Here is a 16,954-nt window from a genome sequence, read left to right as displayed (position 1 = left end):
AGCGGGCACACACGGAATTCAAGCGACATCAGCCAATCGACCCCAACAGCTTCATTCGTGACCTGGGCGCGCCGGCATGCCTGCAACTTCTACGCGAGTTTTCCCGCAGCGGCTTGTCCTTGCGGGCGGCGTCGGCGGCGGAAATCCAGGCGTTCAACCAGACCCGCGATGCTGCGCTCGACCTGCGCCGGCAGCTCAAGGACACCTACAAACAGCGCCATCGCGAGCTGGCGCGGCAAATCTATGGCCTGACCGAGCCAGGCGGCGAGCAGAGGCTTAACCAGCGGATCATCAGTCTCAAGACCGCGTTGGTGCCGCTGGAAGACCAGCTGAGCCGGGCCCTGGCAAATCGGCACCGTGATCGATGGCATGGCCCCGGCGCTGCGTGACGAAATGTTGCGCACCGTGCGTGATTTTCGCGCCACGGGGACGTTTGGCCAGCCACTGATGAGTGCGTTGAAGTCCGGGGGCGACGGGATTGCGTTGTTGCTGTTTTTTTATCAGGGGCAGAAGTTTTTAGAGGTGTTGAGTGCGTTTAGTAAAAAGACGGTTCACTCCCTTTCAGACTTGGGTGTCCTCGCAGAATCGTTCATTGGTATATCGGCTGCGGGTTTTGCAGCGGTACAGGGCCTGTCGGTGACGATCCTTCAAGCGCATATCGTGCAGATGGACAGTGCGGCCGGTAAACTCAACACGATGAGTCGTTTGGGACGCTGGAGTGGTATTGCTGGTAATGCTGCATTTGGGTTTGGCGCATTGGCCGCCGCAATCGATCTAGGCAAACACTCCCGACAATGGGCTAAAGCTCTGGCCCAGGGCAATCAACAGGCCTTGGCGGCCACGACCCTGCAAATCGCCGGCGACGGCATCCTCGTGGGCACCAACACCTGGGGCGCCAAACACACGACGTCGATCATCAACCAGATCCTCAAAAATCCCGCCGAACTGCGGGCGCTGGCCTGGGCCGAAGCCAGTCCACGGCTGCTGAGCATCGCTGCCAGGGCCAACCTGGTGGGGCTGATCGGCACGGCCCTGCAACTGGTGGGCGAAGGTTTGTACAACTACTTCAACCTGGACGAACTGCGAAAATGGCTGCAAGCCAGCGCCTGGGGCAAGGCCAATCTGCAACGCAGTCTGGCCGAGGACTGGAGCGCGTTGGCGCGGGTGGTGCAACAGCCCACCTGCGAACTGGTGCGCGAGGGTGAACGCACCTATGTGCAACTGCGACTGCCCGGCGTGCGCACCCGGGAAATGGACAGTCGTCAGCTGCATTTGCAGGCCTATCGTCAAACCCGCGATCTGAATCGCCCTCGGCCCCACAGTCGGCAGTTACCGCCGGCCCGCTGGCAGGAATGCAGCGCGGCATGGGCGGCGGTTGCCGTGGTCGCCAGCCAGGAAGAGGAGGCCCTGACCCTACACCTGCCCATCGGCAAAGGTATACAAAAATGGGATTTCGCCCTGGCGATCAACATCGGTTACCAACTGGAGCCCGGGCGCGACTTGCTTCACCGCACTTGTTTCGTCCTGAGCGACCTGCGCATCGCCACAGTGCGAGGGGTACGTTTGCCGGCCGAGGGCCGATTCAAGCTTGAGCCCGTGGACAGCTTGCCCCGCGGTACGGGCGATGCCCCTTACTGGTGGTTCACCCGAGACGAAATGGCGACGGTCGATGTTTAGTCAGCTGTTCAAACGCAAAAAAAAGCCTGAAAGCTCTGAGCCGGCACTTGACATTCGCAGCCAGCGGCCCAGCGCCGGGGAGCTGCGGGTTCGGGGCTTGAATGAAACGCTGTTTCTGGCGCCGTTGCCGGTGTACACCGGGCAGGTGCCGGTCTCTCGCCGTAATTTTTCGGCGATGAATGAGACCTATCTGGAGTTGGGGGGGAGCAACTACGGGATGGTGGAACTGGGGAAAAGACTGGCGATTCAGATATGGATCGCCTTGTTCACAGCATTTATGGCCCCTAGTTTTGTAATCCTCTACGGCGTACTTTTTTATCCAGAAAATTTTCCGACACCGTTTAAGGATCTCATCAATGGGGTCAAGGTGTTTTCTAGTTACGCTCTTTTATTCATTATCCCCATCGGCGCCTTCATCTACGGCATGCTCTCCAACGTCCGTACCTTGGCCAAAAGCTACCCGGTGCGCTTCAACCGCCAGCGCCGCGAAGTCTGCTACATCGACGACACCACCCACCGCGTGCTGATCGTGCCCTGGGAAAGCGTGGTGGCTTGGGTCGCTCGCAGCCAGGGCGTCACCAGCTACGGCGCGATGCGCGATTACACCTTCGGCATGGGCCTGGAGGACGAAGCGCACGACACCGTGCAATTCATCCTGTCGGCCCAGCCCAGCGATGCCCATGCCCTGGGCATGTGGACGGCCATTCGCAACTACATGGAAGAAGGGGAGTTGGTCGATACGCCCAACCCCATGCTCGTTGTTCTGGGCCTGACGCCAACCGAGGACGAGCTCAAACCGTATGAAGGCTTGCATACGTTTGAGATTGAGCGCAAAGGGGCACGTTTCATGGGCTCATTGGACGATGGTGCCGAGCACCTGAGCGCCGAACAGCGTCACCGTTACGGTTATGGCAAGCGCACGCCATGGCCCCTGCGCTGGTGGTACGTCCGCCGCGTCCTGACCTTCTGGAAAATGCCCTACCTGATCGCCGAGTGGGCCCACCGCAAGGGCCGTCCGACCCTGCCGCAAAGCGTGCAAACCTGGTCCCAATCACTGCCCCCCGAACAATGGGCCAAGCCCAGCCCGGCGCTGCAAAAAGCCAATGCACTGGTGAAAACCGCGATGGACAAAAAAGGGGCGAACTTCATCGATGCCTGCAAAGCGGCGGGGCTGCATTGAGCGCGCCGTTGCAAACGAGAAAGTGGACTCACTGGTGGTTCACCCGAGACGAAATGGCGACGGTCGATGTTTAGCCAACTGTTCAAACGCAAAAACAAACCGGAAACCACCAAGCCGGCACCGGACATTCGCAGCCAGCGGCCCAGCGCCGGGGAGCTGCGGGTTCGGGGCTTGAATGAAACGCTGTTTCTGGCGCCGTTGCCGGTGTACACCGGGCAGGTGCCGGTCTCTCGGCGTCATTTTTCGGCGATGAATGAGACTTATCTGGAGTTGGGGGGGAGCAACTACGGGATGGTGGAGCTGGGGAAAAGACTGGCGATTCAGATATGGATGGTTTTGTGTACCGCTTTTTTTGTGCCTGTGCTTATTTGTCTATGGCTCGTTGCTTTTAGCCCCCCTGAAATCGACCGAAAGTTTTTCGACATTGTTGGGGATGCTGTGCAGGTATTCGCCACGGGCTCGCTTCTATTCATTATCCCCATCGGCGCCTTCATCTACGGCATGCTCTCCAACGTCCGCACCCTGGCCAAAAGCTACCCGGTGCGCTTCAACCGCCAGCGTCGTGAAGTCTGCTACATCGACGACACCACCCACCGCGTGCTGATCGTGCCCTGGGAAAGCGTGGTGGCCTGGGTCGCTCGCAGCCAGGGCGTCACCAGCTACGGCGCGATGCGCGATTACACCTTCGGCATGGGCCTGGAGGACGAAGCGCACGACACCGTGCAATTCATCCTGTCGGCCCAGCCCAGCGATGCCCATGCACTGGGCATGTGGACGGCCATTCGCAACTACATGGAAGAAGGGGAGTTGGTCGATACGCCCAACCCCATGCTCGTTGTTCTGGGCCTGACGCCAACCGAGGACGAGCTCAAGCCTTATGAAGGCCTGCATACGTTTGAGATTGAGCGCAAAGGGGCACGTTTCATGGGCTCATTGGACGATGGTGCCGAGCACCTGAGCGCCGAACAGCGTCACCGTTACGGTTATGGCAAGCGCACGCCATGGCCCCTGCGCTGGTGGTACGTCCGCCGTGTCCTGACCTTCTGGAAAATGCCCTACCTGATCGCCGAGTGGGCCCACCGCAAGGGCCGCCCGACCCTGCCGCAAAGCGTGCAAACCTGGTCCCGACCACTGCCCCCCGAGCAATGGGCCCAGCCCAGCCCGGCGCTGCAAAAAGCCAACGCACTGGTGAAAGCCGCGATGGACAAGAAGGGGGCGAACTTCATCGATGCCTGCAAAGCGGCGGGGTTGCATTGAGCGCGACCTTGCCCAACAAAAAGCCCACGTAAAGTGGGCTTTTGTGTTTTTTCGACCTTCAGGCATAACTTCTGAGGGCCATCGGGGGAATGAACGTTTCAAGCTCATCCTCCACGGCTTCGATTATTCGCTCTACATCGGCTGCATTCATGACCGTTGCACAAGGAATACCGGCAATGGCGATCATGGTCTCGCCAGTGGCGCGATCGAACAGACGGGCAATCATGCTGCCCGGGGCGTCCATGCTCGCCTCGAAACCCATGGGATGAAAATGCCAGCGCATCAGCTGACAGGCGTTTGGAAACGTAACCTTACTGAACCCTTTATTCATATGTTGCCCGCCTTCTTCATCGAGCGCTTCCATTAGCTCATGGTAGGAGGGAAGAACCTTCATTGGTTCAACCGGTGACAGACTTTAAAAGTAGCACCCGGATGTGAAAATCATGTGTTTTTTTCAGTCCGTTTGGCGATTGCCTCGCGCTTTCTTGATCCAGCGCACGAGTCGGCGAATTTTCCGATAAAAGGTTGCCAGCGGGTGACCATTGAAGCGACGGCAGAAGTTCGGCAAAGTCGTTTCTTTTCTTCGAGACCCTTATGCACGTCGAGGATGATGGCCCGCAGCAAACCCAGGCCACGGGCGAAACGGTCATGCGCTACCACTTGCGCTGGAAACACCGGGACCTGGATGGGGTCATGGCGCTGTATCACCCGGACGTCCTGTACAGCGATTTTTTCCAGAATCGGGTGATGGGCCTGGCCGAATTGCGTGAATACGTGCGCAGCAGCATGCCGAGGGATCCGGATGAGGCGCTCGAGCATTCCGACCGTATCCGCCTTGATGGCAACACCGCATTCATTCAGTACCGCATTACCCTGCGTGGCGGGGACGGCCTGGTGTCGTTCCGCGCCAGCGAGGCGATCACGGTCAAGGACGGGTTGATCTGGCGGGTCAACGAATACGCGTCACTGGTGCATGAGCAGCCCCCCAGCAAGGCCGCCAACAACCAGCGTCCGGCGGTGAGTCGGCTCGGATTGTCGCCCCGTCAGTTGAGCTTCATGGCCGAGGACTTGCAGCAATATTTCCAACGCCAGCAGCCTTACCTCGATCCAGAGCTCGATCTGCAGCGGGTGGCGAAGGAGTGCGGCTACAGCCGCAATCAGATTTCCTATCTGCTCAATCAGGTGTTGGGCCAGAGCTTCTATCGCTACGTCAACCAGGCGCGCCTGCGACACCTGCTTGCCGCACTGGATAACGCCACACCGCCGCTGCGTATCGACGAACTGGCCTTTGCCGCCGGGTTCAATTCGCTGTCGGCGTTCTACAGCTGTTTCCGCCAGCACACCGGCCAGTCGCCCAAGGCCTACGCCAAACAAATTTCTTTGCGTGCACGCGCGCAAGACAGTCTCTGAGCCCACGCACTAGGATCACCGCCATCGAAGTTTGAGTGGCGGAGTCCTGCATGCCGGCGTGGCGCACTATCAGTTTGTGGATGGACCAACTCGACGAGCCACTGTTGGCTCGTCCGGCGCTGGCCGAGGATCTGGATGTCGATGTCGCCATTATCGGCGCGGGCTACACCGGGCTCTGGACGGCGTACTACCTGAAACTTCAGGCACCGGGGCTGAAGATTGCCATCATCGAGGCGCAAACCGCCGGTTTTGGCGCTTCGGGGCGAAATGGCGGCTGGCTGATGGGCAATCTGCTGGGGGAAGACCGGCTACTCGCCGATTTGTCGCCCGTGCAGCGCCGGGCGTCCTATGACCTGCTGCACAACATTCCCGATGAAGTGGAAATCGTCCTCGAACGCGAAGGCATCGCCTGCGATTACCGCAAAGGCGGGGTACTGTACTGTGCCGCCCGGTACCCCGAACAGGAAACAAGCCTTCGCCAGTATCTGGACTCGCTACACAAGCAGGGCCTCAACGAAAACGATTACCGCTGGCTCAACCCGGAGCAGTTGGCGCAGCAAATCCGCATCGCCAAGCCCTATGGCGGGATCTACGCACCTCACGTCGCGACCCTGCACCCGGCCAAACTGGTCCGTGGTCTGGCGCGCACGGTCGAGCGCATGGGCGTCAGAATCTACGAAAACAGCCCGGTCACCCATTGGCAGGCGGGTAGCCTGCGCACGGCGCAAGCCTCGGTTCGCAGCCGCTGGGTGGTGCCGGCGGTGGAAGGTTATTCGGTCACGCTGCCGCCGCTCGGGCGTTACCAATTGCCGGTACAGAGCCTGATCGTCGCGACCGAGCCTTTATCCGCGGCTACCTGGGATGAAATTGGCCTGAGCAACGGCCAGGCGTTCAGCGAAAGCAGCCGTCAGGTCACTTATGGCCAGCGCACGGCTGACAACCGTTTGATCTTCGGCGCGCGCGGCGGCTACCAGTTTGCCGGCAAGCTGCGCCATGACTTCAACCTGACCCGCAGCGAAATCTCGCTGCGCCGCTATCTGTTCGGCGAGTTGTTCCCGCAGCTCAAGAACGTGCAGATCACCCATGGCTGGGGCGGCAATCTGGGCATGTCGCGGCGCTTCAAGCCGCACATGCTCTGCGACCCCGCCAGTGGCATCGCCTTGTCCGGCGGTTATGGCGGGGAGGGCGTGGGCGCCAGCAACCTGGGCGGGCGAACCCTCGCCGACCTGATCCTGCAGCGCGACACCGAGCTGGTTCACCAGCCGTGGGTCATCCCCCGGCGCGGGCTCGATGCGCTCAGGGCCTGGGAACCCGAACCCTGCCGCTGGCTCGGCTACAACGCGATCATCCGCAGCTTCGTCCACGAAGACCAGACCCTGGCCAACCCGGCCACCGCGCCCTGGCGGCGCAAGCTTGCCAGCGGGGTCGCGGGGTTCATGGAAGGTTTCATGCACTGACCGACGCGCTCTTCATCCATAGGCATCATCGACAGGTACTCCCATGAGCATCACGCAATTCAAGAACACCGCCACCCTGACACTGAAAGAGTCGAACCCGGTCGCCGTGCCGCTGGGCTTGCCCGTGGCTGTCGCATCGACCACCAGCGTCGAGCGCGACGACGGCGTCGAAACCGGGGTGTGGGAGTGCACGCCCGGTCGCTGGCGGCGGCAGATCGTCGCCCAGGAGTTCTGTCACTTCATCCAGGGCCGCTGCACCTTCACCCCGGATGACGGCGGCGAAACCCTGCACATCGAAGCCGGCGACGCACTGATGTTGCCCGCCAACACCCTCGGCATCTGGGATATCCAGGAAACCGTGCGCAAGACCTATGTTTTGATTTTTTGAAAATAGAAAGTTGAAAGCTGATCGCTTGATTGCCTGCCAAACAAAAACAGCCTCTACAGGAATCGACTCATGATCCGAAAGACACTCACCCTTGCTCCGCTGATGCTCGTCGCTTCAATCAGTCAGGCCGCCGACACCGTCAAGATCTACAACTGGTCGGATTACATCGCACCGGATACCACGAAAAACTTCCAGAAAGACACCGGCATCGCCTTCACTTACGACGTCTACGACAGCAATGAAACCCTCGATGGCAAGCTGATGACCGGCAAATCCGGTTACGACGTGGTGTTTCCGTCCAACCACTTCATGGCGCGGCAAATTGAAGGCAAGGCGCTGAAAAAACTCGACAAGAGTCAGTTGCCGAACTGGAAAAACCTCAATCCGGTGCTGCTCAAGGCCTTGCAGACCAACGATCCCGGTAACGAGCACGGCTTTCCGTATCTGTGGGGCAGTACCGGGATCGGCTACAACATTGCCAAAGTCAAAGCAGTCCTGGGCGACAACGCACCGGTGGATTCCTGGGACCTGATCTTCAAACCCGAGAACATGCAAAAACTGCAGAAGTGTGGCGTGGCCATTCTCGACAACGGCCCGGAGTTGTTGCCCGCTGCCCTGAACTATCTGGGCCTGCCGCCTCACAGTAAAAAACCGGAAGACTACAAGAAGGCTGAAGCGTTGCTGTTGAAAGTCCGGCCGTATGTCAGTTATTTCCACTCGTCCAAATACACCAGTGACCTGGCCAACGGCGACATCTGCGTGGCCGTCGGCTTCTCCGGCGACATCCTGCAAGCGGAAAACCGCGCCAGGGAAGCCAAGAACGGTATCGACATCGGTTATTCGATTCCCAAGGAAGGTGCGGCGATCTGGTTCGATATGGTGGCCATGCCCGTCGACGCCCCGGACGAAAAGGCCGGGTACGCCTTCATGAACTACCTGCTGCGCCCGGACGTCATGGCCGATATCAGTAACTACGTGCATTACGCCAATGGCAACGAACAGGCCGACAGCTTGATCGAGCCGGCCATCAAGAACGACACCAAGGTCTATCCGAGCCCGGAAATGATGGGCAAATTGTTCGCGCTGGAAGCCATGCCGCTGGACATCGACCGAATTCGCACCCGCGTGTGGAACAAGATTCGCACCGGTAGCTAAGCGGTTCAGGCCATCGGGACAGGACGTCCCGGTGCGTCATCAGCCAACCGGCTCGGCCTTGCAACTCATTTCCGCCGAGCCCGGCATCTGCAACAAGGCGTCGTCGCCGTCGTACCAGAAGCTGTAGCTGCCCCTGAAATCCTTGCCGCCGTATCGGGTGCCGATACTGCTCGGCTGCTGGTTCAGGGTGACGGAGGTGTTCGCCCACTTCAGGTACACGACAGCCGGGTTGACCGTAAAAAAGGTGGCCGCGACCAATGCGTTCAATCCCGCGCAACGAAACGCCACGGGGCCTTCAGTCAGGCGGCTGGGATCTTTGGTCCTGGCAATGGCTGAGCCCTGGCGCAGTTGATAGGCGCGCTCGGCATAACTACGGATCGTGCATGCCTTGGGCTCGCGATCCGTGGCGCACTGATTACGGGCGTCGAGCCAGAACTGCTGGTCGATTTCGACCTTGTTTCGAGGCGGTACGGCGTGGTCATCCGTCAGCACCAGTAGATAGAGGCGCTGCAGTTCGATGTCCATTTGCGCCAGCTGCGGGTCGCGACAGATCAGTTTTTCGATGGATGCCCTGGTCGAGGCGCAATCGAAGCTGGTCTTGAACTCTCGTGAAGACGTGGCGGCACCGGCGCACAGGCTCGTTGCCGCGCACGCGCCGGCGGCGAGGAGAGAGGCCAAAAGGGGTGTGAGCGTTTTCATTCCGGCTTCACCTGAATCATGACGTCATGCCTGCGCAAACATTCGCTCGCACTGGGTGTATCGGAGTGTAAGGCAGGTATCGAAACCTGCCACACCCGGGGGACAAGCAGGGGGGGCGCGATCAAGGAAAACGCGCTACTCAGTCCTCACGACGGATCGTGGACACGTCATTGGCGTTGACTCTGACCTTGGCTCCGGAAATGTCCTCGAACTCGAAGAAGCCGTCCTTGGTCTTGGTTTTAGGCATGTCCTTGGTCAGATACTGTGTGCCGTTCTGCAACGTCACTACCGTTGGCGTCGAGCAGCCGGCCAGTGCCAGAAAGGCCGCGATTGCCAGGGGCAGGCCGAAAGTCTTGATGTTCATATCCACCTCTCATACTCCAAAAAACGCTGTCATGGCCGCAAACGACCGCAGCTCTAACGCGGTTGGTGCCGCGCAAAGGCAGAAAGTTCGACATCCGCTGAAAATTACCTGTCAGTGCCGCCTTTTATCCCTTTTCGTTTGCATCGGGCAGGGCGTAACTGGTATCTGTACGCATAACCAGTATTCGCTTGCCATGGCCCTTTTTCCTGTGACTGAAAACCCTCTCGACGACCCGTTCTATTACCTCAATAACTTCATGCAAGTGCTTGATTGGCTTGAGCATCGCTATGCCGATGTACTGAGCCTCGAGGAGCAGCGCTTCATTCGTGAATTCAATGGCCTGCCGCGTGAGTCCCGGGGCCTGCTGGTCAGAATGGTCATGCGCAAGGGCATTCACTTCAGGGCCGGCAAGCTGCATTACGTCGAGATCGGCGACATCGCCAGCGCCGCCGGCCCGTTACTGGCGCTGGGCTGGATCGATTCACAGGCGCCGTTGACGCTTGAAACGCTGTTCGAGGTCTTGCTCAAGGCCGAGATCGTGCAATGCCTGGGCAACGCCATCGATCAACCCAAGGGCAAAAAAGCCGACTGGTTGCCGGCGCTGAGCGAGCGCTATCCAGAAACGCAAAGCTTCCGCGATTGGTGCCCGACACTGGACGATTGCCTCTACAGTCTGACCATCATGGGCCTGTGCGATCGACTGCGCTTGATGTTTTTCGGCAATCTTTACCAGGACTGGTCCGAATTCGTGCTCGCCGATCTGGGCATCTTCACCTACGAAAAAGTCGAGTTCAGCGCCGACTCCCGCGGTTTGCGCAGCCGTGAGGACGTGGACGCCTGCCTGTTCCTGCATGAGCAACAGCAGCAGTTCGAGGCCGGTGAGGCGCTGGCGGAGGTCGTCGAGCGGATCAACGGCCTGACACTGAGCAATCCCTGGCTGCAAAGACGTCGAGACAAGCTGCTGTTCCAGATCGGTCAACACTGCGAGCGCATTGCCGACTTTTCCACCGCGTTGGCCCTGTACCGCCAGTGCGCCTATCCCGGTGCGCGCCTGCGGCTGATTCGCGTACTGGAGCGCTGCGAGGAATATGAACTGGCGCTGGAGCTCGCGACCCAGGCCGGGCAATCACCGCAAAGCGCTGCCGAACAGCAACAATTGCTTCGTGTGCTGCCCAGGCTGCGGCGCAAACTCGGCGGGCCGGCGATGAAGCGGGCATCCCCTCGGGAAATGGTGCGCCTGGACCTGCAATTGCCCAGGGTCGATCCGGCCTTGTCGGTGGAGTACCACGTCCAGGCGCACTTGTCTGAAGAGGCGGCGCCGGTCCATTACGTTGAAAACAGCTTGATCAATTCGCTGTTCGGCCTGTTGTGCTGGCCAGCGATCTTCGCGCCGTTGCCAGGGGCGTTTTTCCACCCGTTCCAACGCGGCCCGGTGGATCTGCTGAGTGAGGATTTCCACAGTCGACGTGCCGACCTGTTCCAGGCATGCCTGGCCGAACTCGATGACGGGCGTTACCGGCGGACCATTGGTGAACGCTACGCGCAAAAGTGGGGCGTGCAGTCGCCCTTCGTGTTCTGGGGTGTGCTCAGCGAGGAGCTGCTGGAACAGGCCCTCGATTGCCTGCCGGCCGAGCACCTCAAGCACTGGTTCAACCGCTTGCTGCTGGACATCAAGGCCAATCGCGCCGGCATGCCGGATTTGATCCAGTTCTGGCCGCAGCAGAAGACCTACCGCATGATCGAAGTCAAAGGCCCCGGCGATCGCCTGCAGGATAACCAGCTGCGCTGGCTGGAGTTCTGCCATGAGCACCAGATGCCGATTGCCGTGTGCTACGTGCAATGGGCGGAGCAAGACGCTTGAGCTATAGCATCGCGGTGCGGGCGCTGTGTGAGTTCACCGCCAAGGTCGGTGACCTCGACCTGCGCTTCACGCCGTCGCCGACCGCGCTGGAAGGCATCGTCGGTCATCGCACCGTGGCATCCCGGCGCAGCGAGGGTTATCAGAGTGAAGTTGCGCTCGCAGGGCAATATCAGAACCTGACCGTCAAGGGCAGGGCAGATGGCTACGATCCCGGGCAAAACTGTCTGGAAGAAGTCAAAACCTACCGTGGCGACTTGAGCAAGCAACCCGCCAACCACCGTCAACTGCACTGGGCCCAGGCGAAAGTCTACGGCTGGTTGATGTGCTGCAAGCTCGACCTTGAGCAGATCAACCTGGCGCTGGTGTACTTCGACATCGTCAGCGAAAAGGAAACCTGTCTGCTCGAAGCGTTCAGCGCCGCACAGCTGAAGCCGTTCTTCGAGGAACATTGCGAACGGTTCCTGCACTGGGCCGAGCAGGAAATGACTCATCGCGAGGCGCGCAATCGGGCGGCGCAGCAGCTGGCGTTCCCCCATGCCGGTTTTCGACCGGGCCAGCGTCATCTGGCCGAGTCGGTGTTCAAGGCGGTGAGCACGGGCCGCTGCCTGATGGCCCAGGCGCCGACGGGGATTGGCAAGACCGTCGGTACACTGTTTCCAATGCTCAAGGCCCTGGCCCCCCAACAGCTGGACAAGGTGTTTTTCCTGACGGCGAAAACGCCGGGACGAAAACTGGCTCTGGACGCCGCCCAGGTGATCCTCGACAGCGCCGATGCGCCACCCTTGCGGGTGCTGGAAATGGTCGCCCGGGACAAGGCCTGCGAGCACCCGGACAAGGCCTGCCACGGTGAGTCCTGCCCGTTGGCCCAGGGCTTCTATGACCGTTTGCCGGCGGCACGCCAGGCCGCCAGCGGGCTCAACCTGTTGAATCAGGGCGCCTTGCGTCAGGTTGCGTTGGAGCACACGGTCTGCCCGTATTACCTGAGCCAGGAAATGGCCCGCTGGGCGGACGTGGTGGTTGCGGACTACAACTATTACTTCGATTTCAGCGCCTTGCTGTTCGGTCTGGCCCAGGCCAACCACTGGACTGTCGCGGTGCTGGTGGACGAAGCGCACAATCTGGTGGAGCGTGGCCGTCAGATGTATAGCGCCAGCCTCGATCAATCGACCCTCAACGGCGTACGAAAAACCGCGCCCGAAGCGCTGAAAAAGCCGCTGCAACGGGTCAACCGTGAATGGAATGCCCTGCATAACCTGCAATCAGGTGCCTACCAGGCCTATGACAAGCCCCCGGAAAAATTGCTTCAGGCGCTGTCTTCCTGCACTGCCAGCATCGGTGATTACCTGAACGATCACCCGCAAGGGCTGGACAGTGCGTTACAGAGTTTCTACTTCGAGATGCTGCAGTTCTGCCGAGTGGCCGAACTCTTCGATGAACAGTTTCTGTTCGACATCAGCAAGCGCGACCTCGACCGCAAACGATGTCTTTCGCAACTGTGCCTGCGCAACGTGGTGCCCGCCGGTTTCATCGGGCCACGCCTGACCGCCGCACGCAGCACCGTACTGTTTTCCGCGACCCTCAGCCCTCGCCACTATTACGCCGATCTATTGGGCACACCGGCCAACACCGTGTGCATCGACGTCGAATCGCCGTTTCATGCCGACCAGTTGCAAGTGCACATCGTCAATCAGATCTCCACGCGGTTCGTGCATCGGGAAGCCTCGCTGGCGCCGATAGTCGAGCTGATCGCCAACCAGTTCACCCAGCGTCCCGGCAATTACCTGGCGTTCTTCAGCAGTTTCGACTATTTGCAGCAAGTGGCGCAGTTGCTGGCCGAGCGGCACCCGCAGATCGAATTGTGGTCACAATCCCGAGGCATGGGTGAGGCACAACGCCAGGACTTCCTCGACAGATTCACCGAAGACGGCGAGGGTGTCGGCTTTGCGGTACTGGGCGGTGCGTTCGGCGAAGGTATCGATTTGCCCGGCGCGCGGTTGATTGGTGCGTTCATCGCCACCTTGGGGCTGGCACAACTGAACCCGGTCAACGAGCAATTGAAACAGCGCATGGCCGCGATTTTCGGCGCTGGCTACGACTACACCTACCTGTTTCCCGGCGTGCAGAAAGTGGTTCAGGCCGCGGGACGAGTGATCCGCAACGAGCAGGATGAAGGGGTGGTGATGTTGATCGATGACCGTTTCGGCGAGCATAAGGTCAGGCAATTACTGCCGCGCTGGTGGTCGATTGCCCCAACGAATTTGTATTCTGCGCCGTAGGAGTTTTTACGTTAAATAACAAATACATACCTTGATTAAAACAACGATTTGAACAATTGGGGCCAGTACGTTTTATTGGAAGGGCTGGATATCACAACTCAATTCTTTGATAAGGAAATCAAGGTATGTCAGATGTACCGAAATACAGTTACTCCTCAGACGACGTGATCAAGGCGTTCGACGAGATTTACCCGACGCTCTTTGCCGACAAAACTGCTGAAACCATCCCGAAGTTGCTGATCACCGCCGGAGTGGAGGGCTCGGGCAAGACTTACCTGCTGGAAAAGAGCTTGCTGCCATCCGGGAAATACGGGAACTACATTCGACTGTACCTGCCCGAATATCGAAAAAAACACCCGCGTTACGACGACATGATCGAGTTGGGCGTTTTGCACGCCTACGAACATTCAGAAGCGTTTGCCAGGGAGCTGGGTTCGAAAATCTTCGCCAACGCGCTTTCTTATGGATACAACATCATCATGGAGTGCGCGTTCGATGACATCGGTTTTGCCGGATTGGCAAAGTTTGTGCCTGGTTATCAACTCGAAGTCCATGTCGTGGGTTGTAATCACGCGTTCGCCCATCTGTCCAGCATCAAAAGAGCATTCTCCAGCCTGCAAAAGCAGGAGATGGAGCGGTTTGTCAGCTATTCGAGACTCGAGTCGAGCATCAGCAACGCCCCGGCGGTTCTCGTTGCGTTCGAGTTCATCGCAAAGACGGTAAGTGGCTCGCAGATCTTCTTGTACGAGCGTGGCCTGGGAACGCTGAGCGAACGGGTACTGCGTGCTCACAGCCGCTATACCCTGGACGCAAACGGGAATCTGAACGAAGCTTCAACGTTGCAGCCATATGTGTACAGCGCTTATGACACCATCCTCAGGAGGTCCGTCTATTCGATGGAGGAGCGTGACGAGATGGTCAAGGAATGTCATCTACAGCTGCTTAAAACCAGCCAATATGACAAACAGGTTCCTGATTTCGTCTACAACGACCTTTATTCCTATATCACCAAATACGTCTATCGCTAGGCCGGGATTGCAGGCCGCGAAGCAAACTGCCGGAATCATGGCTTTCCAAATGCGGTTTGTCTCATACTCCAGAAAAGCAATGATGATGCGAGAACTCAATGAGCGAGGATCGAAGCAGGCCGAATGCCGTTGAGGACAAGCGTTTTCGCCTGTTGATCGATGCGGTGATTGACTATGCGATCTACATGATTGACCCCGACGGCATCATCACCAGCTGGAACGCTGGCGCCAAGCGTTTCAAGGGGTATGAGGAGGCGGAAATCCTCGGCCAGCATTTCTCGCGCTTCTATACCAATGAGGACCGCCGTGCCGGTTTGCCCCAACGGGCGCTGGACACGGCGATTCACGAAGGGCGATTCGAAGGCGAAGGCTGGCGCGTACGCAAGGACGGCACGCACTTCTGGTCCCACGTGGTGATTGATCCGATTATTGACCCTTCGGGAAAATTGCTGGGATTTGCCAAGATCACCCGTGATCTGACCGATCGTAAAATGGCCGAAGAAGTCCTCAAGCAGAGTGAGCAGCAGTTTCGCTTGCTGGTGCAAAGCGTCACGGACTACGCCATCTACATGCTCGCTGCGGATGGACGCGTGACCAACTGGAATCTCGGTGCGCAGCGCATCAAGGGCTATTTGCCCCAGGAAGTGATCGGCGAACATTTCTCAATGTTCTATACCCCGCAAGACCGCGAGGCGGGTGAGCCGCAGCGAACGCTGGATACGGCGATCCGTGAAGGGCGATTCGAAAGCAAGGGCTGGCGTGTGCGCAAGGACGGTACGCAGTTCCTTGCGCATGTCGTGGTCGATCCGATCCGGGGCGACACCGGCACCTTGCTCGGATTCGCCAAGATCACCCGCGACATCACCGAAGCGACACAGGCCCAGCAGACGCTGGAGCAAACCCGCGAAGCCTTGTTCCAGGCGCAGAAAATGCAGGCCATCGGCCAACTCAGCGGCGGGATCGCCCACGACTTCAATAATTTGCTGACCGTCATTCTCGGCAATCTGGAAATCGTCCGCAAACGTCTGGCGGATGATCCAAAAGTCGTGCGTTTGCTCGACAACGCCACCCAGGGAGCCTTGCGCGGTGTCTCCCTCACCCAGCGCATGCTGGCTTTTGCACGGCGCCAGGAGCTGAAGTCCGAACCGGTCGAGATACCGGCCCTGGTGCAGGGTATTTCCGGGCTGTTGCGCAGTTCGTTGGGACCTTCAGTGGTATTGGAAACGCGTTTTCCCGCGGATGTCGAACCGGTGATGGCCGACGTCAACCAACTTGAACTGGCCTTGTTGAATCTGGCCACCAACGCCCGTGACGCCATGTCCCAAGGCGGCAAAATCGTCATCAGCACGCGAAGCGAAGAGTTTCAGAAGGGCAACCGCCCGGCACTGGCTGCTGGCCGTTATGTGTGCCTGAGTGTCAGCGACACCGGGGAGGGGATGGATGAGGCGACGCTGGCGTCGGCGATGGACCCGTTCTTCACCACCAAAGGACTGGGCAAAGGCACCGGGTTGGGGTTGTCGATGGTCCACGGCTTTATCGCGCAATTGGGCGGACGGTTCGTACTCAAGAGCCAGAAAAACCAGGGCACCACGGCGGAACTGTGGTTGCCCGTCGCTACCGAGTGCACGGCTGCCCTTGTTGCCGACGAACCCGTGGCACCGGATGTGCCTCGCCTGTGCGTCCTGGTGGTGGATGACGACAGCCTGGTGCTGACCAGTACCTGTCTGTTGCTGGAAGACCTTGGTCATCGAGTCGTCAGCGCAACATCCGCTGTCCAGGCACTGGAAATATTTGTCGGGCAACAGGACATTGACCTGGTGATCACTGACATGGCAATGCCGCAAATGAATGGTGCGCAACTGGCGGATGCGATCCGCATACTGAACCCCACCGTACCGATTATTCTGGCCACCGGTTATGCCGAGCGACTGGAAGGCTTCGCCGCCAAACTGCCGAGGCTGCCGAAACCCTTTACTCAACTCAGCCTGGTGGAAGTGATTGCTTCGGCGATGAAGTGAGCGACCGGGTGTACTGCTCATAACGCGCCAACGGCGGTTGCGTGCTGAAGTCCCAGTGCCCCACCAGCACTACGCCGAGCAAGGTCACCAGAAACACTTCCATGGCCCGTTCGACCAGGCTGCCAAACGACAGTATGTCGCCGACTCCAGTGCGCCGCGTTCAGTCTGGTTAAACGCGTTATCG

Annotated in this window: 16 protein-coding genes; 12 read left to right on the top strand and 4 right to left on the bottom strand. The window is 59.2% G+C overall.

Going from position 1 to position 16,954, the window contains the following annotated elements:
- The 4 genes from AC1Q6D_RS10445 to AC1Q6D_RS10430 form a co-directional block, all read left to right on the top strand.
- Positions 1–389, top strand: a 389-nt coding sequence (locus tag AC1Q6D_RS10445) for a hypothetical protein (protein WP_492574017.1), incomplete at its 5' end; no start/stop codon positions are given.
- On the top strand, positions 370–1,677 hold the full coding sequence (locus tag AC1Q6D_RS10440) for a hypothetical protein (protein ID WP_492618463.1): 1,308 nt from the start codon (positions 370–372) through the stop codon (positions 1,675–1,677). The genes AC1Q6D_RS10445 and AC1Q6D_RS10440, both read left to right, overlap by 20 nt.
- Complete coding sequence (locus tag AC1Q6D_RS10435; RefSeq protein ID WP_492618462.1) at positions 1,670–2,857, top strand: hypothetical protein; 1,188 nt, start codon at positions 1,670–1,672, stop codon at positions 2,855–2,857. Before AC1Q6D_RS10440 ends, AC1Q6D_RS10435 begins: the two co-directional genes overlap by 8 nt.
- Positions 2,858–2,923: 66 nt before the next feature.
- Positions 2,924–4,114, top strand: a complete 1,191-nt coding sequence (locus tag AC1Q6D_RS10430; protein ID WP_492618461.1) for a hypothetical protein — start codon at positions 2,924–2,926, stop codon at positions 4,112–4,114.
- A 58-nt stretch (positions 4,115–4,172) separates the two neighbouring features.
- On the opposite strand, the gene AC1Q6D_RS10425 is transcribed toward AC1Q6D_RS10430, so the two are convergent.
- Positions 4,173–4,445 (bottom strand): DUF1652 domain-containing protein, encoded by a 273-nt coding sequence (locus AC1Q6D_RS10425; RefSeq protein ID WP_103405537.1) that lies wholly within the window; start codon positions 4,443–4,445, stop codon positions 4,173–4,175.
- A gap of 263 nt (positions 4,446–4,708) precedes the next feature.
- On the opposite strand from AC1Q6D_RS10425, the gene AC1Q6D_RS10420 reads away from it, so the two are divergent.
- From AC1Q6D_RS10420 to AC1Q6D_RS10405, 4 genes are all read left to right on the top strand, one after another.
- Positions 4,709–5,524 (top strand): helix-turn-helix domain-containing protein, encoded by an 816-nt coding sequence (locus AC1Q6D_RS10420; RefSeq protein ID WP_103405531.1) that lies wholly within the window; start codon positions 4,709–4,711, stop codon positions 5,522–5,524.
- A gap of 50 nt (positions 5,525–5,574) precedes the next feature.
- The gene (locus tag AC1Q6D_RS10415; protein ID WP_103405530.1) at positions 5,575–6,981 is read left to right on the top strand and encodes an NAD(P)/FAD-dependent oxidoreductase; all 1,407 of its coding nucleotides are present in this window, start codon (positions 5,575–5,577) and stop codon (positions 6,979–6,981) included.
- A gap of 43 nt (positions 6,982–7,024) precedes the next feature.
- Positions 7,025–7,369, top strand: a complete 345-nt coding sequence (locus AC1Q6D_RS10410; RefSeq protein ID WP_103405529.1) for a cupin domain-containing protein — start codon at positions 7,025–7,027, stop codon at positions 7,367–7,369.
- Positions 7,370–7,438: 69 nt separating this feature from the next.
- The gene (locus AC1Q6D_RS10405; RefSeq protein ID WP_103405528.1) at positions 7,439–8,524 is read left to right on the top strand and encodes a polyamine ABC transporter substrate-binding protein; all 1,086 of its coding nucleotides are present in this window, start codon (positions 7,439–7,441) and stop codon (positions 8,522–8,524) included.
- Positions 8,525–8,563: 39 nt separating this feature from the next.
- On the opposite strand, the gene AC1Q6D_RS10400 is transcribed toward AC1Q6D_RS10405, so the two are convergent.
- Both AC1Q6D_RS10400 and AC1Q6D_RS10395 read right to left on the bottom strand, forming a co-directional pair.
- Positions 8,564–9,223 carry an MliC family protein gene (locus tag AC1Q6D_RS10400; RefSeq protein WP_103405527.1) on the bottom strand — a complete coding sequence of 220 codons (660 nt, stop codon included), beginning with the start codon at positions 9,221–9,223 and terminating at the stop codon, positions 8,564–8,566.
- A gap of 139 nt (positions 9,224–9,362) precedes the next feature.
- Positions 9,363–9,587, bottom strand: coding sequence for a YgdI/YgdR family lipoprotein (locus tag AC1Q6D_RS10395; RefSeq protein ID WP_047528837.1), 225 nt, complete (start codon positions 9,585–9,587; stop codon positions 9,363–9,365).
- Positions 9,588–9,780: 193 nt separating this feature from the next.
- On the opposite strand from AC1Q6D_RS10395, the gene AC1Q6D_RS10390 reads away from it, so the two are divergent.
- The 4 genes from AC1Q6D_RS10390 to AC1Q6D_RS10375 all read left to right on the top strand — a co-directional run bounded on the left by AC1Q6D_RS10390 (position 9,781) and on the right by AC1Q6D_RS10375 (position 16,770).
- A complete protein-coding gene (locus AC1Q6D_RS10390; RefSeq protein WP_103405526.1) occupies positions 9,781–11,448 on the top strand; it encodes a VRR-NUC domain-containing protein in 1,668 nt (555 codons plus the stop codon).
- Positions 11,445–13,724, top strand: a complete 2,280-nt coding sequence (locus AC1Q6D_RS10385) for an ATP-dependent DNA helicase (RefSeq protein WP_103405525.1) — start codon at positions 11,445–11,447, stop codon at positions 13,722–13,724. Before AC1Q6D_RS10390 ends, AC1Q6D_RS10385 begins: the two co-directional genes overlap by 4 nt.
- Before the next feature lie 125 nt (positions 13,725–13,849).
- Positions 13,850–14,752, top strand: a complete 903-nt coding sequence (locus tag AC1Q6D_RS10380) for a zeta toxin family protein (protein ID WP_103405524.1) — start codon at positions 13,850–13,852, stop codon at positions 14,750–14,752.
- Positions 14,753–14,850: 98 nt separating this feature from the next.
- The gene (locus AC1Q6D_RS10375; RefSeq protein WP_103405523.1) at positions 14,851–16,770 is read left to right on the top strand and encodes a hybrid sensor histidine kinase/response regulator; all 1,920 of its coding nucleotides are present in this window, start codon (positions 14,851–14,853) and stop codon (positions 16,768–16,770) included.
- Here the strand turns inward: AC1Q6D_RS10375 and AC1Q6D_RS10370 are convergent.
- On the bottom strand, positions 16,733–16,873 hold the full coding sequence (locus AC1Q6D_RS10370) for a hypothetical protein (protein WP_371919927.1): 141 nt from the start codon (positions 16,871–16,873) through the stop codon (positions 16,733–16,735). The two genes, AC1Q6D_RS10375 and AC1Q6D_RS10370, sit on opposite strands and share 38 nt — an antisense overlap.
- Positions 16,874–16,954: the final 81 nt, after the last annotated feature.

This window comes from Pseudomonas sp. MT92 (assembly GCF_058792515.1).
The sequence above is the reverse complement of the archived record's forward strand: the minus strand, read 5'-3'. Positions and strand labels throughout refer to the sequence as shown.